Annotated in this window: 17 protein-coding genes; 6 read left to right on the top strand and 11 right to left on the bottom strand. The window is 57.7% G+C overall.

Annotation, left to right across the window (positions count from 1 at the left end):
• The coding region (gene gltP, locus RTM13_RS19200) for a glutamate/aspartate:proton symporter GltP (RefSeq protein ID WP_312214261.1) at positions 1-1,310 on the top strand (1,310 nt) is incomplete at its 5' end.
• A 533-nt stretch (positions 1,311-1,843) separates the two neighbouring features.
• On the opposite strand, the gene fdhF is transcribed toward gltP, so the two are convergent.
• Positions 1,844-3,991, bottom strand: a complete 2,148-nt coding sequence (gene fdhF / locus RTM13_RS19195; RefSeq protein ID WP_312214259.1) for a formate dehydrogenase subunit alpha — start codon at positions 3,989-3,991, stop codon at positions 1,844-1,846.
• 272 nt (positions 3,992-4,263) lie between these two features.
• Between fdhF and RTM13_RS19190 the strand changes: the two genes are divergently transcribed.
• Positions 4,264-4,995, top strand: coding sequence for a response regulator transcription factor (locus RTM13_RS19190; RefSeq protein ID WP_312214264.1), 732 nt, complete (start codon positions 4,264-4,266; stop codon positions 4,993-4,995).
• Here the strand turns inward: RTM13_RS19190 and RTM13_RS19185 are convergent.
• Genes RTM13_RS19185 through RTM13_RS19160 form a run of 6 tightly spaced genes read right to left on the bottom strand, consistent with a single transcriptional unit; the run spans position 4,974 to position 11,107 of the window.
• The gene (locus RTM13_RS19185) at positions 4,974-5,999 is read right to left on the bottom strand and encodes a carbohydrate kinase family protein (protein WP_312214263.1); all 1,026 of its coding nucleotides are present in this window, start codon (positions 5,997-5,999) and stop codon (positions 4,974-4,976) included. The two genes, RTM13_RS19190 and RTM13_RS19185, sit on opposite strands and share 22 nt — an antisense overlap.
• Complete coding sequence (locus tag RTM13_RS19180; RefSeq protein WP_312214257.1) at positions 5,996-6,856, bottom strand: ketose 1,6-bisphosphate aldolase; 861 nt, start codon at positions 6,854-6,856, stop codon at positions 5,996-5,998. The genes RTM13_RS19185 and RTM13_RS19180 overlap by 4 nt, the downstream gene beginning before the upstream one ends.
• A gap of 14 nt (positions 6,857-6,870) precedes the next feature.
• The gene (locus RTM13_RS19175) at positions 6,871-7,566 is read right to left on the bottom strand and encodes a D-lyxose/D-mannose family sugar isomerase (protein ID WP_312214255.1); all 696 of its coding nucleotides are present in this window, start codon (positions 7,564-7,566) and stop codon (positions 6,871-6,873) included.
• Between the two features lie 57 nt (positions 7,567-7,623).
• Positions 7,624-8,565 (bottom strand): ABC transporter substrate-binding protein, encoded by a 942-nt coding sequence (locus tag RTM13_RS19170; RefSeq protein ID WP_312214253.1) that lies wholly within the window; start codon positions 8,563-8,565, stop codon positions 7,624-7,626.
• A 30-nt stretch (positions 8,566-8,595) separates the two neighbouring features.
• A complete protein-coding gene (locus RTM13_RS19165) occupies positions 8,596-9,603 on the bottom strand; it encodes an ABC transporter permease subunit (RefSeq protein WP_312214251.1) in 1,008 nt (335 codons plus the stop codon).
• Positions 9,596-11,107, bottom strand: coding sequence for a sugar ABC transporter ATP-binding protein (locus RTM13_RS19160; RefSeq protein ID WP_312214249.1), 1,512 nt, complete (start codon positions 11,105-11,107; stop codon positions 9,596-9,598). Before RTM13_RS19160 ends, RTM13_RS19165 begins: the two co-directional genes overlap by 8 nt.
• 114 nt (positions 11,108-11,221) lie before the next feature.
• On the opposite strand from RTM13_RS19160, the gene RTM13_RS19155 reads away from it, so the two are divergent.
• Positions 11,222-13,504, top strand: coding sequence for an ATP-binding protein (locus RTM13_RS19155; protein WP_312214247.1), 2,283 nt, complete (start codon positions 11,222-11,224; stop codon positions 13,502-13,504).
• Here RTM13_RS19155 and RTM13_RS19150 read toward each other — a convergent pair whose 3' ends face one another.
• Complete coding sequence (locus RTM13_RS19150; RefSeq protein ID WP_312214245.1) at positions 13,505-13,873, bottom strand: phosphonate C-P lyase system protein PhnH; 369 nt, start codon at positions 13,871-13,873, stop codon at positions 13,505-13,507. It lies immediately after the preceding gene.
• A 118-nt stretch (positions 13,874-13,991) separates the two neighbouring features.
• Positions 13,992-14,327 carry a zinc ribbon domain-containing protein YjdM gene (locus RTM13_RS19145; RefSeq protein WP_312214243.1) on the bottom strand — a complete coding sequence of 112 codons (336 nt, stop codon included), beginning with the start codon at positions 14,325-14,327 and terminating at the stop codon, positions 13,992-13,994.
• A 610-nt stretch (positions 14,328-14,937) separates the two neighbouring features.
• Between RTM13_RS19145 and crfC the strand changes: the two genes are divergently transcribed.
• The gene (crfC, locus tag RTM13_RS19140) at positions 14,938-17,283 is read left to right on the top strand and encodes a clamp-binding protein CrfC (protein WP_312214241.1); all 2,346 of its coding nucleotides are present in this window, start codon (positions 14,938-14,940) and stop codon (positions 17,281-17,283) included.
• Between the two features lie 2 nt (positions 17,284-17,285).
• A complete protein-coding gene (locus RTM13_RS19135; RefSeq protein WP_312214239.1) occupies positions 17,286-18,170 on the top strand; it encodes a diguanylate cyclase regulator RdcB family protein in 885 nt (294 codons plus the stop codon).
• Between the two features lie 44 nt (positions 18,171-18,214).
• On the opposite strand, the gene kdgT is transcribed toward RTM13_RS19135, so the two are convergent.
• Complete coding sequence (gene kdgT, locus RTM13_RS19130; protein ID WP_312214237.1) at positions 18,215-19,216, bottom strand: 2-keto-3-deoxygluconate transporter; 1,002 nt, start codon at positions 19,214-19,216, stop codon at positions 18,215-18,217.
• Between the two features lie 675 nt (positions 19,217-19,891).
• On the opposite strand from kdgT, the gene proP reads away from it, so the two are divergent.
• On the top strand, positions 19,892-21,394 hold the full coding sequence (gene proP / locus RTM13_RS19125) for a glycine betaine/L-proline transporter ProP (protein ID WP_312214235.1): 1,503 nt from the start codon (positions 19,892-19,894) through the stop codon (positions 21,392-21,394).
• Positions 21,395-21,447: 53 nt separating this feature from the next.
• Here the strand turns inward: proP and RTM13_RS19120 are convergent, their stop codons facing one another.
• Positions 21,448-22,404: a nickel/cobalt transporter gene (locus tag RTM13_RS19120; protein WP_312214233.1), complete on the bottom strand. Its 957-nt coding sequence runs from the start codon at positions 22,402-22,404 to the stop codon at positions 21,448-21,450.
• Positions 22,405-22,446: the final 42 nt, after the last annotated feature.

Here is a 22,446-nt window from a genome sequence, read left to right as displayed (position 1 = left end):
AAAATTTGAAAGTCAGCCTGGCCTGGCAAATTTTGCTGGCCCTTGTGCTGGGTATTCTGCTGGGTAGTTACTTGCATTACCAAAGCGATAGCCGTGAGTGGCTGATTGCAAACCTGCTCTCACCGGCGGGCGATATCTTTATCCATCTGATCAAGATGATCGTGGTTCCGATTGTCATCTCCACGCTGGTTGTGGGTATTGCAGGCGTGGGCGACGCGAAGCAGCTTGGCCGTATCGGTGTCAAAACCATTCTCTATTTTGAAATCATCACTACCGTTGCCATCGTGCTGGGTATCACGCTGGCTAACGTGTTCCAGCCGGGGGCGGGCATCGATATGACGCAGCTGGCGACGGTGGATATTTCAAAATATCAGAGCACCACGGCGGAAGTGCAGAGTCATGCCCACGGGCTGATGGGCACCATCCTCTCGCTGGTTCCGACCAATATCATCTCTTCGATGGCGAAGGGCGATATGCTGCCGATCATCTTCTTCTCGGTGCTGTTTGGCCTTGGACTGTCGTCCCTGCCTGCCGCGCACCGCGATCCGCTGGTGACCGTATTCCGCTCTATTTCAGAGACCATGTTTAAAGTTACCCACATGGTGATGCGCTACGCGCCGGTAGGTGTGTTTGCCCTGATCTCGGTGACGGTAGCCAACTTCGGTTTCGCCTCACTGTGGCCGCTCGCCAAGCTGGTGATCCTGGTCTACATGGCAATCCTGTTCTTTGCCCTAGTGGTGCTGGGCGCAGTGGCGCGGATGTGCAAACTGAGCATCTGGACGCTGATCCGCATCCTGAAAGACGAGCTGATTCTGGCCTACTCAACCGCCAGCTCTGAGAGCGTACTGCCGCGTATTATTGAGAAGATGGAGGCCTACGGTGCACCGGCGTCCATCACCAGCTTCGTGGTGCCAACCGGCTACTCCTTTAACCTCGATGGCTCCACGCTCTACCAGAGCATCGCCGCTATCTTTATCGCCCAGCTTTACGGCATTGACCTCTCTCTTGGCCAGGAGATCATCCTGGTGCTGACGCTGATGGTGACCTCGAAAGGCATCGCTGGCGTACCGGGCGTGTCGTTTGTGGTACTGCTGGCAACGCTGGGTAGCGTTGGCATTCCGCTGGAAGGGCTGGCGTTTATCGCAGGCGTTGACCGTATCCTCGATATGGCGCGCACCGCGCTGAACGTGGTAGGTAACGCGCTGGCAGTGCTGGTGATCGCCAAGTGGGAACGCAAGTTCGACAGCCAAAAAGCGCTGGCCTACGAGCGTGAAACGCTGGGTAAATTTAAAACCACCGCCAATCAGTAGTGGTCATGTATTGCTAAAAAAACCCGCTTCGGCGGGTTTTTTATTATTTTTTGATGATGGCATACATTTATTAAATGATGCCAGGTTTATCAGGCTTGCATATATATTGTAGGCCCGGCAAGCCTGCGCCGCCGGGCATTAAAATAGCGGAATACTAAGCAATGGCGTCATGCCTTTTACTCCTTGCAAAAAAAAGGGTAAGAGGCTACTCTCAACCTGCTAGGGTTTTGTTTGAGAGTAGCCCCGAGTTAATGGAAACATTGCCCGGGGCCTTCAACTCTCTGTCCGCCACACTCTCAAGGTTGTTCGGAATAACACTGAGCGTGCTTAAGACAGAAAGCCTTAAGCACCCGTCGATAATGATATCGCCTTCAGGTTAAAAGAAAAGAGAAATAGCAATGTAATTCCATTGAGGTAATTACATTCGTCTGCGATGTCGTTCACACTGCGCTATTAATAATTAATTGAATGAATATAATTGGCCTGTAATAGCGGCCTCTTACTCGAGGCCGTTATTGATTAGTACAGCTATTTTAGCCTAACGCACTCTCCCGCAGTCGGGATTTAAGCTTATTATATTCGTCGATGACGTACCGCTCGGCGGCCTGCTGATCGTCAATCGCCTCGACGCGTACGGCGCAATACTTATACTCCGGCGTTTTAGTTATCGGACTCAGGTTCTCCGTCACCAGCTCGTTGCAGGCCCCAATCCACCACTGATAGGTCATATAAACCGCCCCTTTATTAGGACGATCGCTGACCTGTGCCCGGGTGATAATTCGCCCTTTGCGCGAGTTAACCCACACCAGTGCTTCATCCTCGATGCCCAACCGGGCGGCGTCGGCGGTGTTGATCTGCGCATAGCCCGGCTCATCGGCCAGCGCGGCCAGCGCCGCACAGTTGCCGGTCATTGAGCGGCAGGAGTAGTGACCCACCTCGCGCACCGTAGAGAGCACCATCGGGTAGTCGTCGGTGAGCTTATCAATGGGGGCCACCCAGTCGCAGGTAAAGAACTTCGCCAGTCCGGTGTCGGTATCAAACTTCTCTTTAAAGAGGTATGACGTTCCCTGGTCGGCCTCGGAAGCGTCACGGCAGGGCCATTGAATATAGCCCAGCTCGCCCATCTTCTCGTAGGTCGCCCCGTAGAAGTCCGGACAGAGATGGCGCAGCTCATCCCAAATCTCCTGGGTACTGTTGTAGTGCATCGGGTAACCCATTCGCGTGGCGATCTCGCTGATAATCTGCCAGTCGGTTTTCAGATTCCACTGCGGCTCTACTGCTTTAAAGAAGCGCTGGAAGCCGCGATCCGCTGCCGTATAGACGCCCTCATGCTCACCCCACGATGTTGACGGTAAAATCACATCCGCCGCCGCCGCGGTTTTGGTCATAAAGATATCCTGTACGATAACCAGCTCAAGATCCTCAAACCCTTTACGCACCGCTGAAAGCTCGGCATCGGTCTGGAGCGGATCCTCACCCATAATATAGGCGGCACGCACTTCGCCATGCGCCGCCCGGTGCGGCAGCTCGCTGATGCGGTAGCCGGTATGGGCCGGCAGGCTCTCTACGCCCCAGGCGCGGGCGAATTTCTCCCGATTCGCCGGATCGCTTACGTACTGGTAGCCTGGATAGGTGTCCGGCAGCGCGCCCATATCACACGCGCCCTGCACGTTGTTCTGCCCGCGTACCGGATTGACGCCGACGTGCGCCTTGCCCAGGTTGCCGGTGAGCATCGCCAGGCTGGTGAGGGAACGCACCGTCTCTACCCCCTGATAGAACTGGGTCACGCCCATGCCCCACAGAATGGTGGCCGTTTTTGCCCCGGCATAGAGCCGCGCCGCCTGGCGGATCGCCTGGGCGCTGACGCCAGTGATATCCTCAACGGACTCCGGCGTGTAGCCTTCAACAATTTTGCAGTACTCGTCAAAGCCCTGGGTGCGGTTCGCCACAAACGCCGCGTCGTAGAGTTTCTCTTCAACGATGACATGCCCCAGAGCATTGAGCAGGGCAATGTTCGAGCCGTTCCTCAACGCAAGGTGCATGTCGGCAATGCGCGCAGTCTCGATTTTGCGCGGATCGCAGACAATAATTTTCGCCCCGTTACGCTTCGCACGGATCACATGATTGGCGACGATAGGGTGGGAATCTGCCGGGTTATAGCCAAAGACAAAGACTAAATCCGTGTTATCAATTTCCGTGATGGCATTGCTCATTGCGCCATTGCCGACCGACTGGTGCAGACCTGCAACCGAGGGGCCGTGTCAAACGCGTGCGCAGCAGTCGACGTTATTGGTGCCAATAACGGCGCGTGCAAATTTCTGCATCACATAGTTGGTTTCATTGCCGGTGCCGCGTGACGAGCCGGTGGTCTGGATCGCGTCCGGGCCATACTTCTCTTTGATCGCGCTCAGGCGGTCGGCAACGTAGGTCAGCGCTTCGTCCCAGGAGACCGCCTCCAGTTTGCCGCCGCGCTGGCGACGGATCATTGGGGTTTTAAGGCGCGGGGTGAGGATCTGGGTATCGTTGATAAAATCCCAGCCATAGTAGCCTTTCAGGCACAGGGTTCCCTGATTGGTTTTCCCCTGTGCCGCCTCCGCGCGAACGATTTTACCGTTATCCACCACGAGGTTGATTTTGCAACCTGAGGCGCAGTACGGGCAAACCGTGACGACTTTTTTCATCGCTTCTGCTCCAGTTAAACACAGCGCGCACATGCGCTCCTGGCCTCACTATGCATCTTGCATGCCATGTCGTTACCGTGGGCATTACCGGATATTACGGGCGAATTTTGGTTAAGACCCTGACGAAAAACAGATCATCGACATATTTGACGTGTCGAAAGGTGAAGGGGTGTGACAGCGGTTAAAGATCCAGCACGTCGCAGTGTGATTTGCTGCCGATTCTTACCAGAATGGCTAACACTTAGGGCATGTCTCTCGGGCGAGCGTAGATGATGAAACCGGCAATTCTGGTAGTGGATGATGATGCGGCAGTCTGCGAACTCTTGCAGGACGTGCTTAACGAGCATGTCTTTGCCGTGCACGTCTGCCATAGCGGCCGGGAGGCGCTGACGCTTGCCGCTGAGCAACCTGAAATAGCGCTGGTGCTGCTGGATATGGTGCTACCGGATACCAACGGGCTGATGGTGCTGCAGCAGCTGCAAAGAGTGCGTCCGGCGCTGCCGGTGGTGATGCTCACCGGGCTGGGCAGCGAGTCGGATGTGGTGGTCGGCCTTGAGATGGGAGCTGACGACTACATCGCTAAACCCTTTAACCCACGGGTGGTAGTGGCCCGCCTGAAGGCGGTGCTGCGGCGCACCGGTGCGCTGGCGGCAGACGTTCCGGTACCGAAAGGGGCGGATATGGCGTTTAATGGCTGGAGCCTGAACACCACCCGCTGTGAGCTGCACGACCCACACGGCCAGCTAACGCCCCTCACCCAGGGCGAGTATGGCCTGCTGTTGGCGCTGGCGCAGAATGCGCGCCGGGTGCTGAACCGCGAGCAGCTGCTGGCGCTTACCCATAGCGAGAGCATGGATGTGTTTGACCGCACTATCGACGTGTTGATTATGCGGCTGCGGCGTAAAATCGAGCTGAACCCGCACCAGCCCGTACTGATTAAAACCATCCGTGGACTGGGCTACGTTTTTGCCGCCGACGTGGTTCATAACGAAATCGCGGCCTGAGCGTTATCGCGGATAAACGCCCGATGCTCGTCCAGGCTTTTCGCTCCGTCGATGGCGTTAGCGGCAAGCAGGCTGGCCCGGGCGCAGACGTGGGCGAGCTGAATACTCTCTATTAACGACCAGGCTTCATGGCAGCCGTAGAGGAACCCGGCGCAGAACGCATCTCCCGCCCCCACGCTACCGACAATCTCCTCCTGTGCAAGGTGCCAGGAGGGGAGCCAGAACCCCGGCTCCTGCGGCGTTTGCCCCCAGGCACCTTCAGGGCAGTGGATCACCACCCGCTGCTTCACGCCTGCGGCCAGCAGCTGGGCCGCTGCCTGGGCGATATGCTCGATATGCGGCTCGCCGTTTTCGTGGCGGATCGCCAGCTCGCTGAATTCACCTGCCTCCAGCTCGTTGATCACCAGATAGTCCAGATGCTTCAGAGCCGGGTTAACCAGCGGACGATAACGAGGATCGCCTTTACGCGACACCAGATCCAGCGAGGTTTCAAAGCCGAGGTTATGCATCTGGGCCAGCAGTCGGGCGCTGCGCGTGCCAAATTCGTCGTCCGGCATATCCAGGCTATCCAGCAGCAGCAGATAGCCGAGATGGAAAATTTTCATATTACCGTCGAGACGATCGAAGGCAGGCAGATCCAGCAGGCGGTTCGCGCCGGGAGAGTGAAAAAAGGTGCGCTGGCCGCTGGGATCGGTCATTACCTGCGACATGGAGGTGGGAGCGAAGGTGGTGCGCTGCACATGCTGGCGGTTGACGTGATACTGCTCCAGCATCGCCATGATGTAGTCGCCGTCATTATCCTCGCCCACCAGCCCCACGGCCTGCAGCGGCAGGCCGGTGCGCATCTTCGCCAGCGTCAGCAGAACGTTCAGCGGCGCGCCGCCCGTGGAGCGCTCGCTGTGGACAATCTCCGCCAGCCAGCCGCGCTCCGGCCACTGCACGATCTGGTGGACGTGATCCACCAGCATATTACCCGCCGCGATGATGCCTTTGCGTGCCATCAGATTTTCCCCTCGCTGCCGAAGACGCGCATCTGCTCGGCAACAATGTCGGTGATCGCCTGTTCGATGCTAAGCATCAGCTCGGCGAACTCGTCATAAATCTCATCCCGCGCGGTCATGCTTCTGTCTACCGCCGCCAGCGCAGCCTGGGACATGCCGGTGTAGAAGTTAATTTTATGGATGCCAAGGCTAATGGCGCGGCGGAAGTCCGCGTCGCTGATGCCGGAGCCGCCGTGCAGCACCAGCGGCAGGCCGGTCTGCTGGCGAATGGCCTCCAGGCGCGCAAAGTCGAGCTTTGGCTCACCTTTGTATTTGCCATGAGAGTTACCGATCGCCACGGCTAGCGCATCGATGCCGGTTCGGTCGACAAAGTCCCGCGCCTTGGCCGGATCGGTAAAGAACGCCTCGTCGGCATGGCCATACAGCGCTCCGCCTTCGTCACCGCCTACCGCACCCAGCTCACCCTCGACCGAGACGCCCACCGCATGGCACATCTTCACCACCTCCCGCGTCTGACGCACGTTCTCTTCATAATCCAGCGTCGAGCCGTCAAACATTACGGAGGTAAAACCGAGGCGCAGCGCCTGGACCACTGCCTCAAAGTGCAGACCGTGATCGAGATTAAGCACCACCGGAATATCGTGCCGGGCGGCTTCATATTTTACCGCCTCTACCAGCGTATCCAGCGAAAGATATTTAAAGTGCACTTCGGCAATATTGATGATAAACGGCGAGCGCTGCTGCTGTGCGGCGGCAAACAGCGCCCGCAGGAAGTGGGTATCCAGCACGTTAAAGGCACCCAGCGCATACTGGTGCACGCGGGCATGTTTCAAACCATCGGCGAGAGAGATCAGCGGCATTACAGCCTCCTTGGTTAGGGAACCGGGTGAAGAAACAGAGAGTATTCGTTACAGAGCACCAGCTGGGCCGGCTCATCTTCTTCAATGCTGTTATAGCGATCGCGCGGCTGCAGGAAGTGGTTGTCATTGTCATCGTCATTGACGGAGGAGACCTCGCCCACCAGCACGTCGCCAAAGCCGTGCTCTCCCCAGAAGCTGTGATACAGCCTCGGCGGCAGGCAGATGCTCTCTCCGGGCGACAGGCGCAGCTGGCTGCCTGCCATATGGGTTTGCAAACAGCCGTCAATGGCTACCGTCACGTCGCTATGCTCGGTTTGCTCGTCGGCCCCTGAGTTCCACAGCTCGATAATCAGGTTACCGCCGCCGCGGTTAATGATGTCCTCGCGCTTAAGCCAGTGAAGATGCATCGGGGTCAGTTGGCCGTCGCGGACGTGCATGATCTTCTCCGCATAGCATTTGGGCCAGGGCGACCCGCTGGGGGAGCCGTTACGCAGGGTAAAGAGCGTCAGCCCCTGCGCCGCAAAGTTCGTTCCGCCAAAGGCGGTGACGTCCCAGCCCAGCCGGAGATCGAATACCTCCTGCCAGGCATCGGCGGGCAGCTGTCGCCATCTGGATGGGGCAAAGCTGGCAAACGCCGGCAGGTGCACGTCGTGCATGGAGAAAAATTGCCGCGTGTGGCCAAGGATTTCGTTAATCGCGGAGCGTTTCATATTACAGGCCCTCCAGAACCGTAGGCCGGGTAGGCGGTGCGCCACCCGGCATTTACGTTATTTAACCGTCCAGCCCTTGTAGTTTGCCACGCTCTGCTTATCGATCATTGTGACCGGGATCAGCACCGGCTCTTTCGGGGCAGGCTTGCCCTGTAGGATGTCATAGCCAATCTCCACCGCCTTCGCCGCCATAACCTGCGGATCCTGCGCCGGGGTCGCCACAAACAGCGAATTCTCACGCTTCAGCGCCTCTTCCCCGTCAGGCGAGCCATCTACGCCAACGATAAAGAACTCGCTACGCTGGGCCTGCTTCGCCGCCAGATCGGCTCCGATCGCGGTAGGATCGTTAATCGCAAAGACACCGTCGATCTTCGGATTCGCCGCCAGCAGGGAGGTCATGACTTCCAGGCCACCTTCGCGGCTGCCTTTAGCGTTCTGGTTCCATGAGAGCACCTTGATGCCAGGGTGGCGCTTGAATTCGGTCTGGCAGCCCTCTACGCGGTTCTGCACCGCAGAGACCGGCGGCCCGTTAATGATCACCACGTCACCTTTGCCTTTCAGGCGATCGGTGATGTACTTACAGGCAATCTCACCCGCCTGGGTATTATCGGAGGTAATGGTCGCATCGGCGCCCTCGGCCGCTACGTCAACCGCCACCACCACGATCCCGGCGTCTTTGGCGCGCTTCACCGCCGGGCCGATGCCTTTGGAGTCTGCGGCGTTGAGAATAATCATGTCCACTTTCGCGGCAATAAAGTTATCGATCTGCGAGACCTGCTGGCCGAGATCGTAGCCGCTGGAGACCAGGGTAACCTTCACGTTATCTCCGGCCAGCTTGCGGGCCTCCAGCTCTGCGCCCTTGGTGATCTGGACAAAGAACGGGTTCGCCAGGTCGCCCACCGTCACGCCGATGGACTTCAGATCTTTGGCCTGGGCAAACGGCGTTGCGACAAGCAGTGCGCCAGCACAGAGCGCGGTGACTAAGGGTTTCAAACGCATATTCTGTTCCTTATGTGTAGGGTATTGTTGTTATGCACTTTGATGGTGACGGGTACGGTATTTATCGATTAGCACCGCAATGATGATCACCGCCCCTTTGATCACCAGCTGCCAGAAGTAGGAGACGCCCATCAGCGTCATGCCGTTGTTGAGGGTGGCGATAATCAGCGCCCCCACCAGCGTACCGGTGATGGTGCCGATGCCGCCGACAAAGCTGGTACCGCCGAGGATCACCGCCGCGATGGCGTCCAGCTCGTAGCCGGTGCCGAGGTTGCCGTTGGCGCTGTAGAGGCGCGAGGCGCTCATTACCCCGCCGAGACCGGAGAGCAGGCCGCTCATACCGTAGACGAAGAGCAGCACCAGCCACACTTTAATCCCGGTCAGACGTGCCGCCTGCATGTTGCCGCCGACGGCGTAGATATGAACCCCGAGGGTGGTGCGGCGCAGGATAAACCAGCAGATCGCGATGACCGCCAGGGCGATGACCACCAGCCACGGGATCGGCCCGAGGTAGTTATTGCCGATCCACTCAAAGCTAATACTGGAGTTGATCACCGTGGTGCCGTCCGCCAGCAGGTAGGCCGCGCCGCGCAGGGCGGTATAGGTCCCGAGGGTGACAATAAACGGCGGCAGCCCGGCAAAGGCCACCAGCGCACCGTTAAACAGCCCCAGCACCAGGCCGAGCATCAGCGCCGCCGGGATCGACAGCATCGACAGCTCCGGGATCAGCGAGACCACCATTGCCGCCACGGCGGTAGTGCCCAGGATTGAGCCAACCGACAGGTCAATGCCGCCGGTTAAGATGATGAAGGTCATGCCCGCCGCCAGCACGATATTAATCGACGCCTGGCGGGTAATATTGAGCAGGTTGCTTTCGGTAAAGAAGTTCGGCGCGATAAAGCCAAAGACGGCGACGATAAGGATCAGGATCGGCAGGATCCCGACCGTTTGCATCAGATCGCCCATCAGCATCTTCTTCGCCGATGCGGATTTTGCCACCTGCTGCGGGGTAGGTGCTAAGGTCTCTTTTTTAGCCATGGTGTACCGCCTCATCTACGCCGGTTGCCAGCGTCATTATATTTTCCTGGGTGATGTCGTCTCCGTGCAGCTCGCCAGCGATGGTGCCTTCATGCATCACGTAGACGCGGTCGCTCATGCCGACCACCTCCGGCAGCTCGCTGGAGATCATCAGGATCGCCACGCCTTTGTGCGCCATCTGGTTCATGATGCGGTAGATCTCGCTTTTCGCCCCGACGTCCACGCCACGCGTCGGCTCGTCGAGGATCAGAATGCGCGGATTGATAGCAACCCAGCGGGAGATCAGCAGCTTCTGCTGATTGCCACCTGAGAGGCCCCCCGCCCGGACCTGGGCGTGAGGAACGCGGATCTGCAGTAGCTGAATAGCATCGTCGGAGATGGCCTGCGCCTTTTTGCGATCCAACATGCCGTAGTTCGCATCACGCTCCAGCGTCGCCATAGTGATATTTTCGGCGGCGGCCAGCTCAAGAAATAGCCCTTGCTCTTTGCGGTTCTCGGTGAGAAAGCCAATGCCTAAATCGATCGCGGTACGCGGGGAGTGGATCACCACCGGCTCGCCGTCAATCTCAATGACCCCGCCGGTAGCACGGCGTACGCCAAAAATCAGCTGTGCCAGCTCTGAGCGGCCGGCGCCCACCAGTCCTGCGAGGCCGACAATCTCTCCGGCGCGGACGTGCAGGCTAATAGGATGGATTTTGCCGCCGTCGGTGAGGTTCTGTACGTTGAGGCGAGTTTCACCGGGGGTGATGTCGCGCTCTTTGTTAAACAGGTCGCTGAGCGGGCGACCCACCATCATGCGCACCAGCTCGGCTGCGTTCAGCTTGTCGCGCATCAGGCTGCCGACGTACTGCCCGTCACGCAGAACGCTGACCCGGTCGGATAGCTCATACACCTCGGCCATGCGGTGGCTGATATAGATAATTGCCATGCCCTCGTCGCGCAGGCGCAGGATCAGCTCAAACAGGCGGTGGGTCTCGCGGGAGGAGAGGGCGGCGGTGGGTTCATCCATCACCAGCACGCGGCTTTTGCGGTGCAGCGCCCGGGCAATCTCCACCTGCTGCTGCTCGGCAATGGTCAGCTTCATCACCAGATCGCTGGCCTTAAACTGTGCCCCGAGGCGGTTAATAACGCTTTGCGCCTGGGTAACCATCTCTTTGCGTTTCACCAGCCCGCCGCTGGATAGCTCGCTACCAAGGAAAATGTTCTCGGCAACGGTGAGGTTCGGGGCGAGCTGCATCTCCTGGTAGATCAAGGTAATACCGGCAGAGAGGGCATCTTTCGGGCCTTTGATACTGTAGGGCTGGCCGTCGATCAGGATCTCCCCGCTGGTGGCTGTGTAGGCCCCGGCAAGGATTTTCATCAGCGTGCTTTTACCCGCGCCGTTCTCTCCCATTAGGGCATGGATCTCACCGGGCCAGACCGTGAGATCCACACCCTTAAGCGCATAGAATTTGCCAAAGGCTTTGGCAATGTTGCGCATTTCCAGTACCGGTGTCCTGCTCATGGCGGATCTCCTGCGGGGTGGGCGATATCAGCACTCCATCACAGGAACGTAAACGCAAAATGTCAGAAGCCGTTCATATTTGTCATATTGTGATTTTTCTTCCCGGAGCGTGATATGCCGCAGCAAGGAAGTCACTTTTTCGCCAGCGCGCGCGGGCGACTGCTCATCTTTAACCTGCTGGTGATGGTGGTAACGCTGATGGTCAGCGGCGCGGCGGTGCTGGGGTTTCGCCATGCCAGCCAGATCCAGGAGCAGGTGCAGCAGCAGACGCTGGACGATATGACCGGTAGCATGAACCTGGCGCGGGATACGGCGAACGTGGCGACGGCCGCGGTCCGGCTGTCGCAGGTGGTGGGTGCGCTGGAGTATCAGGGCGAGGCCGAGCGGCTAAAAGCAACCCAGGCGGCGCTGCAACATTCGTTGGAACAGCTGGCCCACGCGCCGCTGGCGCACAGCGAGCAGCAGCTGGTGGCGCGCATTATTCAGCGCAGCAATGAATTACAGCACAGCGCAACGCAGATGCTGGAGCGGGGCCACCGCCGCCATCTGCAACGTAACTCGCTACTTAGCTCGCTCTACCAAAACCAGAGCTATCTGCGCCAGCTCCAGCGTATCAACCTACGCGACGGCGGTAGCGTACCGGATCCCCGACAGCTTGATGAGATGGACCGCCTGATTAGCGCCGCGATCCAGACTCCCTCGCCGCGCCCGACGGTGGCGGCGCTGGAGACGATTGTGACGCAGCTGCCGGGAAGTGCGAGTCAGCCCGTTATCAACACCATACTGGGCGACTTCACCGCTGAGCTGCGCAAGCTGGGGCCGCTCTCTTTACAGCTTGAGGAGAGCGATCTGGCGATCAGCTGGTACATGTACCACATCAAGGCGCTGGTGGCCTTTTTGAATACCGATATCAACCAGTACGTTGAGCGCGTCGTGGACGTGTCGCAGCAGCGTACCGATCAGAGCCACCGCGAGCTGAAATCCATCATCCTGTTTATTATCGCCTTCGCGCTACTGGCCCTGGTGATCACCGGTTTTGCAGGCTGGTATATCTACCGTAACCTGGGGTCGAATCTGACCGCCATCTCCCGGGCGATGGCCCGGCTGGCGCGGGGGGAGCAGGATGTCTCCGTTCCCGCGTTACAGCGGCGGGACGAGCTGGGGGAACTGGCGCGGGCATTTAACGTCTTTGCCCGCAATACCGCCTCGCTGGAGCACACCTCCCGGCTACTGCGGGAGAAGACGACCCAGATGGAGATTGACCGTACCGAACGGCAGGGGCTGGAGGAGGCGCTGCTGCACAGCCAGAAGATGAAAGCGGTGGGGCAGCTGACGGGCGGGCTGGCGCACGACTTTAATAACCTGTTAGCGGTAATTATCGGTAGCCTGGAGCTGGTCAGCCCCGGCTCGCCGGATGCCCCGCGCATTAGCCGTGCGTTACAGGCAGCCGAACGTGGGGCGTTGCTTACCCAGCGCCTGCTGGCGTTTTCGCGCAAACAGTCCCTGCACCCGCAGGCGGTGGCGATGCAGCCCCTGCTGGAGAACCTGAGCGAGCTGCTACGTCACTCTTTGCCGGCCACCCTGACGCTGGAGATTGAGGCGCAAAGCCCGGCGTGGGCGGCGTGGATTGACGTCGGACAGCTGGAAAACGCGCTGATCAACCTGGTGATGAACGCACGCGATGCGATGGAGGGCCGGAGCGGCGCTATCCGTATCCGCACCTGGAACCAGCGGGTGACGCGCAGCGACGGACGCCGTCAGGATATGGTCGCCCTGGAGGTGGCCGATCGCGGCTGCGGCATGTCGCAGGAGGTCAAAGCCCGGGTCTTCGAGCCTTTCTTTACCACCAAGCAGACCGGCAGCGGCAGCGGCCTGGGCCTGTCGATGGTCTATGGATTTATCCGCCAGTCGGGCGGACGGGTAGAGATTGAGAGCGCGCCGGGGCAGGGAACGACGGTGCGGCTGCATCTGCCACGCGCATCGGGGCAGGCTGCCGACTTAAACCAGCCCGAGGCCATGCCCGACGGCGACAGTACCGACCGGCTGATTCTGGTGCTGGAGGACGAGGCCGACGTACGGCAGACGCTATGCGAGCAGCTACACCAGCTCGGTTACCTGACGCTGGAGGCGGAAAACAGCGAGCAGGCGCTGGCGCTGCTGGCCGCCGCGCCGGATATCGACTTTCTGCTGAGCGATCTGATGCTGCCTGGCAGGCTAAGCGGCGCAGAGGTAGTGCAGTTTGCCCGTCAACACTATCCTGGACTGGCACTGCTGCTGATCAGCGGCCAGGATCTCCGCCCGGCGGACAACCCGGCCCTGCCGGACGTCGAGCTGCTGCGTAAACCTTTCACCCGCGCCCAGCTGGCCCAGGCACTGCGCAAGGCCCAGACGCGCTAATCAGCGCACTTCGACATGGGTCGAGCGGGGAATAGCCATCAGACGTTCGCCGCAGGTCAGGAGCAGATCCACATCCGGCGAGAAGGGGGGCAGGCGTTGGCTAAGCTCGTGTACGATGCTTTCCGGCAGCTGGGGCGCAACCATGCGCTCATCGGCAATGCCGTTGCCGGTCAGGCGCAGCATGCGCCCGCCGCTCAGGCTGGCAACCTGTAAGATCAGCGGGGCGCGACTGCTCTCGGTTAACGTTAGCAGTACGCTGGCGAGATCGAGCGGCTGGCACTCATCGTTAAGTGGGCTGAAGGTGACAATCACCCCCGGCTCACTCATGGCTTTAGATAGACGGCGAAAATGGTGTTGAGCACCCTGCATGGACGACCTCCGGTTAGAATCGTCCTATCCTGGCCGCCGAGTGTGACATTTAGGTTAAGTTACCGTGACCGGATAATGAAGATAGCGCCAGCGGCGTCTGAAAATGGGTCGCCCAGAGTTAATTCTTTTTAACAAATTCTGATTTAAGCTTCATTGGACCGAAGCCGTCGATTTTGCAGTCGATATTATGATCGCCTTCAACGAGGCGAATATTTTTAACCTTTGTGCCGATCTTCAGCATTGAGGAGCTGCCCTTGACCTTGAGATCCTTAATTACCGTGACGCTGTCGCCATCCGCCAGCAGATTGCCGTTAGCATCTTTGACGATTAATTGATCGGTCTCGGCTGCGGATTCGCTTTCATTCCACTCATACGCGCACTCGGGGCAGATAAGCAGGCCGTTATCTTCATAGGTATACTCGGAGTGGCATTTGGGGCAGTGGGGAAGTGACATGGTACGATCCTCGTAGGAGCTGACAACGCGGACGTACGGTCCGCAAAAGCTCGGCAGCAGGCCGAGAAAGGGGCGATTATACACTAATACCTTACAGTTGTCGGTGCTATTATTTTTATGCAAAATCAGACAAAAATGCGTGGGCTTGACACAACCTGGCACAGCGGTGAGCGATGCTAGCGGTGTGACGCATAAGGTAGAGGTTTATGTATGATATTTAGAATATTTTTCGGGGGAAATTGCCACTTTTCATCAATTCATATATGGTGAGATGAAGCATCAAGCGTTATTCGCGACGGCATCTGGCACCCGCTAACTCTTCTGACGGAAGGTAGTTTATTACCCTCAAATTAGGTGGGTAAATATACGAAGATATATCCTGTTTGCACATAAAAATGCGCTACGCTCTCTAATCGCTCTGGTTTCTTGGTCCGGAACGAAAGATCTGTCGATGAGTTGAGACAAAAAATATTTATTTTCCTGAGCGTCATCAGGCGATTATCTTTTTTAGATATTTTCCACACGTAATTATAAAAGCCGAAACTTTACTAAATAAATAGCACGGCTAAATAAAAGTAAGAAAAATTTGCGTTAAGGAAAGACTTTCATCATGCACACACAGACAATTTTCGAATTAAGCCAGGAAGCCGAGAGGCTGTTACAGCTTTCATTGCACAACCTCCAGTCGCTGCAGGCCATGCCGATGGCAACGCTGGATGAAGCATTGTCTGCCGGGGATAGCGATAACGCCAACGTCCTGCCGTTGCATTTTAGCACCCGTGGCGCAGAGGCTCAGTACGCCACCCTGGATAACGAGCTGCGGAAAATTACCCGCCTGGAGATGGTGCTGGCGATTGTCGGCACGATGAAGGCGGGAAAATCGACGACGATTAACGCCATTGTTGGCACCGAGGTGCTGCCTAACCGTAACCGGCCGATGACGGCCCTGCCGACCCTTATTCGCCATACGCCGGGACAGAAAGAGCCCGTGCTCCACTTCTCCCACGTCGGCCCGATAGACGCCCTGACGCAGCAGCTTCAGACGCGGCTGTTTAACGTTGATCGCGAGCGGCTGGCGCAGAAGCTGGAGATCGATAAGGATATGACGACCCTGCTGGAGCGTATCCAGCAGGGCGATGCCTTCGATAAACACTACCTTGGCGCACAGCCCATTTTTCACTGCCTGAAAAGCCTGAACGATCTGGTGCGCCTGTCAAAAGCGCTGGAGGTCGATTTTCCCTTCTCTGCCTATACCGCCATTGAGCATATTCCGGTGATAGAGGTTGAGTTTGTCCATCTCGCCGGGCTGGAGAACGACATGGGCCAGCTGACGCTGCTGGATACCCCAGGGCCAAACGAAGCCGGACAGCCGCATCTGCAACAGATGCTGAACGAGCAGCTGGCGCGAGCCTCGGCGGTGCTGGCGGTGCTCGACTATACCCAGCTCAAATCTATCTCGGATGAAGAGGTGCGCCAGGCGATCGCTGCAGTAGGCAAGTCGGTGCCGCTCTATGCGCTGGTGAATAAGTTCGATCAAAAAGATCGTAACAGCGACGACGAAGAGCAGGTGCGGGCGCTGATCGCCGGAACGCTGATGAAGGGCAATATTAATCCAGGGCAGATCTTTCCGGTCTCCTCGATGTGGGGCTATCTGGCGAACCGTGCCCGCCACGAATTAAACCTGCGCGGCAAGCTTCCCGATCCCAATGAGCAGCCGTGGGTACAGGACTTCGCCGAAGAGGCGCTGGGCCGTCGCTGGCGGCTGGCAGATCTCGATGATATTGCTCACATCCATCATGCTGCGGAGCTGCTGTGGGAGGATTCACTCTTTGAGCAGCCGATCCGCAACCTGCTCCATGCCGCCCATGCTAACGCCTCGCTCTACGCTCTGCGTTCAGCATCCCATAAGCTCTTAAACTACTCCCACAGCGCCAGCGAGTATCTGGAGTTCCGCTATCAGAGCCTGACCGTGGCGTTTGAGAAGCTTGAGCACAATATCGCACGCCTCGAGGAGGACATGACCCTGCTGAAAAGCTGCCAGGAGCGGGTCAGCGATGAGGTCAATCATGAGGTTGACGAGGCGCTGGCAGCGGCGGACGTCTTCATCAACGGCCAGCAGGCAAATATCGTCAACGCTATCGACAGCTATTTCAAGGATGGCACGCTGGCGGAGATGGCCAACCTGAGCTTTGCCAGCCTGCAGCAGGATGAAGAGTTTGGTCCAGGCAAGCTGGTGTTGGAGGATGAGGGCCAGGCGCAGATCGTGCTGAGCAAGATCCGCTCCGCCTGTGAAGTGATACTGCTGGCGGCGCAAGAGAAGATCGGCCGCGAACTGGCGCTGCGTTTCGATCAGCTGGAGAATACCCTTACCCGCTCCCTGCATGACGCCATGCGTCCTATCGAAACGCGCATTAAAGAGGAGCTAAGCCATACCGGGTTCCGGGCGCGTATTAGCCTGCCTGCGTTTCAGGCCAGCACCCTGAACTTTAATACCCGTCAGCTCTTTGTCGACGCCATCGCCTCGGAGGATCTGCCGGTCGGGCAGTCGCGCGTCGGCGGCGTACGCGAGTCGATGTCTCGCTGGCTCAACAACCCCGGCTGGGGGTGGAATGACTACGTCGTGACCCGCACGCGTTATGTTATCGATGTGTCACTGTTGCATAAGAATCTGATCGCCCATGTTGCGCATTTTTGTGCACAAATTCGTAAAGCTTTAGCGGCACAGGTCGATGTTTCAGTTACGGCGGGGATGGCCACCTTCTTTGCCGAATTTTCGCTAAGTCTTTCCGGGCTTCAGGAGAGCCTGCGTGACAGTCTGGCGATCCGCCAGCAGAACGAGTCATCGGTAATGGCGCTTCGTCAGCACCTGAAGCAGGGCATGACGACAGCGAAATGGATCCATGAGGATGCCCGCCTGTTACGCGATGATATTCAAACCCTATTCGCGGCAGAGTAACCATGAAAAATCGACTACTGGACGGACCCGGGAGCACGCTGGAGTGTATCCATCCGAAGTTTATCGTCGATCTGGTGCTGGGCATTGATGCTCCCCGCCAGGCCCAGATCGTGCCGCAGCAGCAGCTGCTACGCGACCGCCTGACCCAGGAGATCATGAACCAGACGCAGCTGCGCCCGTGGGCGATGTCCGGCGTCTTCAATGAGAGCGATGCCCTGCGCCTTGGCCTGGCCGAGAAGCTGGCGAGCATGTTCGATCCAGGCCAGCTTGCGCTCTCGCGTATTACCCAGCGGTTGGCCGTACTGCAGCACAATGCCGAGCGCCGGCCTGCCGCGTCCGCCACCTTGCCTGAGCAGATTAGCGAGCTGCATAAGCACTTCAGCCAGCGTGCCGCCTGGAAAGAGAAAGCCTTAACCCAGCGCGGCCTGATGGTGCAGGCTGGCCTGCACAGTGAACAGATTTTTACCCGCTGGCGTGCTGGCAAGTACAACGGCTGGTCTATGGCTGGACGCTGCTATATCGCTCTTGAGGAGCTGCGCTGGGGTGCCTTCGGTGATGCCTGTCGCCTGACCAGCCCGGAGGCCTCCTCGCTGCTGAAGGACAATCTCCGGGTGATGGCGGCCGGTTTTCTCGCTCAGGGGATCAACGCCTCGCCCGCTACGCGCCACTTCTATCATCAGTGGCTCACGACCCCTACCACGCCGGGCCTGATGGACTATAAAGATATGCTGGGCTGGCTGGGGGACTGGTGCGATGCGGATCGTCACCCGATATGCTGGACTATTACGCAGAGCTGGCAAAACGTGGCGCTGGGTATGCCGAGACTCTGTTCGGCAACGCGGCTGGCAACGGCGATGGTGGATGAGATTTTTGGGGAGGGAGTGTGACCCCTCCCGGCTGGCAGGAGGGGCTGTAGTCAAAAAGAAGTGTCCTAGTGGTGTAACGAGTCGGCTTCTACCGGCTTCTCTCGACTTGCCGCGCTCTGCGGCTCGCCAAAGCGTCTTGCATAGAGTGCTGTAATAATCGGTACCAGAATCGCCGTCACAATCACGCTTGCTGCTACCAGCGCTGTCGCCGATGCCGCCACCGGTTCGAATGCCGGGTTGATCTGAGCGATAATCACCGGGTTGGCTACCGCTGCACCTGCCGCCGAAGAGGCCGCAACCCCTGCTGTACCGTTACCGCCGCCAATAAACTTGTCAGCCAGAATCAGCGGGATACCGGTGATGATGATGACCGCCACGCCGAGGAAGATACCCAGCAGGCCGGTTTCCATAATCACTTTCAGGTTGATGGTGTTGCCCAGTGCGAAGCCAAAGAACGGGATCAGCACCGGCGTCGCCTTGCTGAAGAATGCCCGCAGATCGTGGTCGAGGTTACCCAGCGCGAAGCCGATCAGGAACGGCAGCACCGCACCGATAAAGTGGTGTGGCTCGAAAGAGGCCAGGCCAGCGGAGCCGAGGATCACCATGGTCATCAGCGGGCCGGACTCCAGCGACATCAGAACAAACGCCCCGGACTCCTCTTTGGTGCCGTACTGGTTCATCAGGCTGGCGTAGAGGCCGCCGTTAGTCATATCCATCGCGGAGACAATCGCCAGTACCGACAGTCCGGCAAAGAAGCCTGCCTGGATACCCTGTTCCGGGATAAAGGTGGCGGCAATCATTGCCACAATCCATGCGACTGCAATTTTGGTGATCACCAGAGTACCGGATTTACGTAACACCGTACCGGTGGCCCGCAAATCAATCGATGCCCCAATACAGAAGAACCAGACTGCCAGGATCGGTACCGTCCCGGAAATCATGCCTTTGGTGAATGAACCGAAATAGGCACCGGTATCGGGCGCTAAGGTATTTAAGATCGCGCCGAGCAGCAGCGGAACCAGCATCATCCCACCCGGGATGCGTTCAATTGTGGCCTTGATTTTCATTATGAACCCTCACTTCTCATCACGCTGCACGAGCGAGAAAATAATAGTTTTAATTTCAATTCGTTAAGGCATCCTGGCGTTGAGGCCTTCGATCTAAACATGCAAGTCGAACCCGGGGGAACGTGGCTGGCGTAACCGTCCGCATTAGCCCTGGTTCATCAGAACTGCGGCTATGATGCGATCTTTGGAATATTGATTCAATGAAAATAAAACAGTGTTTTAGTTATCTTCGTCACATATTTTGCGTAAAGATTTTTTAAGCGCGATGGAGGGAAAATGTGTGTAAACACCTTGTAAAAATTACACTTTTAAAATCGCTAGCGTTGAAATAATTAGCTGCGTTATTGATGAAAAATGTATGCGCAGCCTTATTTTATATTTAATGCCGCTACTTTCCTGTTAACTCCGCTCCGATTTGTAAACGCGGCGGAAATAGAGTAACCGCACACTTTGTGTGAAGTTGATCACATTTTTAAACCCTGTTAATGTTAATAGCTCGTTAACTGCCCAATCAGGCGTAAACAGGTTTAGTTGTACAGGCTTTAACCAGGTTGAATACCTAAACCTGCTACTCTTGAAGAGGGGTGCTACGGCATCCTGAACGTTTAGCATCACCATAGAGGCGTATGCCTTCCTGGCCAAGCGATTAAGGGCGCAAGTCAAAAGAGGATAAAGATGCTTAAAAGGAAAAAAGTTAAGCCTATTACGCTGCGTGACGTCACCATTATTGATGATGGCAAACTGCGCAAGGCTATTACCGCCGCATCGCTGGGTAACGCGATGGAGTGGTTTGATTTTGGTGTGTATGGCTTTGTGGCTTACGCGCTCGGTAAGGTTTTCTTCCCGGATGCAGACCCTAGCGTACAGATGATTGCGGCTCTGGGGACGTTCTCGGTTCCCTTCCTGATTCGGCCGCTCGGCGGGCTGTTCTTCGGTATGCTGGGCGATAAGTATGGCCGCCAGAAGATACTTGCGATCACGATAGTGATCATGTCGATAAGTACCTTCTGTATCGGGCTGATCCCCTCCTATGCCAGCATCGGTATCTGGGCACCTATCCTGCTGCTGATCTGTAAGATGGCGCAGGGCTTCTCGGTGGGCGGTGAGTACACCGGTGCATCAATATTCGTTGCCGAATACTCCCCGGACCGCAAGCGCGGTTTTATGGGTAGCTGGCTCGACTTCGGCTCCATCGCCGGTTTCGTCCTCGGCGCAGGCGTGGTGGTTCTGCTCTCTACCGTCGTCGGTGAGGAGAACTTCCTCGACTGGGGCTGGCGTATTCCGTTCTTCCTGGCGCTGCCGCTGGGGCTGATTGGGCTTTATCTGCGTCACGCGCTGGAAGAGACACCTGCGTTCCAGCAGCATGTAGATAAGCTGGAGCAGGGCGATCGCGAAGGGCTGCAGGATGGGCCTAAGGTATCGTTTAAAGAGATTGCGACCAAGCACTGGCGCAGCCTGCTGGCCTGTATCGGTCTGGTGATCTCCACCAACGTGACCTACTACATGCTGCTGACCTACATGCCGAGCTACCTGTCGCATAACCTGCACTACTCGGAAGATCACGGTGTGCTGATTATTATCGCCATCATGATCGGGATGCTGTTCGTCCAGCCGATTATGGGGCTGTTAAGCGACCGCTTTGGCCGTCGTCCGTTCGTTATCCTGGGCAGTACCGCGCTGTTCTTCCTGGCGATACCGGCCTTCATTATGATTAACAGCGACGTTATCGGCCTGATTTTTGCCGGTCTGCTGATGCTGGCGGTGATCCTGAACTGCTTTACCGGGGTGATGGCGTCCACGCTGCCGGCAATGTTCCCGACGCACCTGCGCTTTAGCGCCCTGGCCAGCGCCTTCAACATCTCGATTCTGATTGCGGGCCTGACGCCGACCCTGGCGGCCTGGCTGGTAGAGAGCACTGAGAACCTGATGATGCCAGCCTACTACCTGATGGTAGTGGCAGTGATTGGTCTGATCACCGGTATCACGATGAAGGAGACCGCTAACCGTCCGCTGCGCGGCGCAACTCCTGCGGCATCGGATATGCAGGAAGCGCGTGAGATCCTGCAGGAGCATCACGACAACATTGAGCAGAAAATCGAGGATATTGACGAGGAGATCGCGGAGCTGCAGAAGAAGCGTTCGCGACTGGTTGATCAGCATCCGAAGATTAACGAGTAAGTTTCAGCAATCAGTAAAAAGCGGGCCGAGGCCCGCTTTTTTATTGCCCATAATCAACAACCCGCTGCGATGTAATCCCCGTTGGCGCTAACCGGAATAACGGTTAAGAACAGCACGGTGGCAAACAGAATTAACGCCACGCCGCCAGCAACTTTTAAGACAGGAACCACCCACGCCAGACGCTGCGCCTCGCTGCCAAACAGCGCCGCCGTGCGTCCGCGGGCATAGCGCACTGCCAGCGAGAGGCCCATAATCGACAGCGCCGTACCCAGTGACATCGTCATGACGGCGGCAATCCCCCAGCTCACAATCCCCAGCGCGTTAGAGAAGAGCAGGATCATAATGGCTCCGCTGCACGGGCGCGCGCCGATCGCCAGAATCACCCCCAGTCGCGTCTTCCAGTCTCCCTGCGTCGCCATGCCTACACCATGATGGCCACAGCCGCAGTCCGGCGCGTGCTGATGTCCGAGGGGCGACAGGGAGACAATGCGCATCCTGTGCGGCCTGAGGCTCTTTAGCGCCCGATAGATGACGTATGCGCCGAAGCTGCCAATCATCAGGGCGCTAATCTTCTCAACGTACCAGCGGCTTTCGCTCAGGTCGCCCGCCGCCAGGTTAAAGCCGACCGCCAGAATAAAGACGAACAGGATGGCGCTGACGCCCTGCATCAGGCTGCCCAGAAACGGCACCACGCGGGTGGCAAGCTGGCTCTCCTGGTTGGTGCTGAGATAGGTGGCAACGATAAACTTACCGTGGCCTGGCCCCACCGCATGCAGCACGCCGTAGAGAAAGGCTCCGGTAAGCAGCCAGAGGCCTCCGCTGTACTGATGGTTATTGAGCTGCAACAGGTACATCACCAGATAGCGATGCAGGGTGATCTGCGTGCTCAGGCACCACTGAATAAATGCGCTCCAGTGGTTATGGAGGGTGAAGAGGGCAAAGAGAGCGATGAGCAGGAGCATCACCGCGCCGGGAATACGCCAGTGTCGGGTAAGCAGTTGCGTAGTCATAGGCCGCCAGTGGGGTGGAGAGTTGCCGAATTATAGTGCATG

The organism is Pseudescherichia sp. (genome assembly GCF_031979925.1).
Taxonomy (GTDB): domain Bacteria; phylum Pseudomonadota; class Gammaproteobacteria; order Enterobacterales; family Enterobacteriaceae; genus Pseudescherichia.
The sequence above is the reverse complement of the archived record's forward strand: the minus strand, read 5'-3'. Positions and strand labels throughout refer to the sequence as shown.

Excerpts from the sequence above, each read along its gene's own strand:
- RTM13_RS19145 (WP_312214243.1), bottom strand. The coding sequence starts at position 14,327 with ATGTCACTTCCCCACTGCCCCAAATGCCACTCCGAGTATACCTATGAA.
- RTM13_RS19155 (WP_312214247.1), top strand. The coding sequence starts at position 11,222 with ATGCCGCAGCAAGGAAGTCACTTTTTCGCCAGCGCGCGCGGGCGACTG.
- RTM13_RS19175 (WP_312214255.1), bottom strand. The coding sequence starts at position 7,566 with ATGAAACGCTCCGCGATTAACGAAATCCTTGGCCACACGCGGCAATTT.
- kdgT (WP_312214237.1), bottom strand. The coding sequence starts at position 19,216 with ATGAAAATCAAGGCCACAATTGAACGCATCCCGGGTGGGATGATGCTG.
- RTM13_RS19135 (WP_312214239.1), top strand. The coding sequence starts at position 17,286 with ATGAAAAATCGACTACTGGACGGACCCGGGAGCACGCTGGAGTGTATC.
- RTM13_RS19160 (WP_312214249.1), bottom strand. The coding sequence starts at position 11,107 with ATGAGCAGGACACCGGTACTGGAAATGCGCAACATTGCCAAAGCCTTT.
- crfC (WP_312214241.1), top strand. The coding sequence starts at position 14,938 with ATGCACACACAGACAATTTTCGAATTAAGCCAGGAAGCCGAGAGGCTG.
- RTM13_RS19120 (WP_312214233.1), bottom strand. The coding sequence starts at position 22,404 with ATGACTACGCAACTGCTTACCCGACACTGGCGTATTCCCGGCGCGGTG.
- RTM13_RS19165 (WP_312214251.1), bottom strand. The coding sequence starts at position 9,603 with ATGGCTAAAAAAGAGACCTTAGCACCTACCCCGCAGCAGGTGGCAAAA.
- proP (WP_312214235.1), top strand. The coding sequence starts at position 19,892 with ATGCTTAAAAGGAAAAAAGTTAAGCCTATTACGCTGCGTGACGTCACC.
- RTM13_RS19180 (WP_312214257.1), bottom strand. The coding sequence starts at position 6,856 with ATGCCGCTGATCTCTCTCGCCGATGGTTTGAAACATGCCCGCGTGCAC.
- RTM13_RS19170 (WP_312214253.1), bottom strand. The coding sequence starts at position 8,565 with ATGCGTTTGAAACCCTTAGTCACCGCGCTCTGTGCTGGCGCACTGCTT.
- RTM13_RS19190 (WP_312214264.1), top strand. The coding sequence starts at position 4,264 with ATGAAACCGGCAATTCTGGTAGTGGATGATGATGCGGCAGTCTGCGAA.
- RTM13_RS19150 (WP_312214245.1), bottom strand. The coding sequence starts at position 13,873 with ATGCAGGGTGCTCAACACCATTTTCGCCGTCTATCTAAAGCCATGAGT.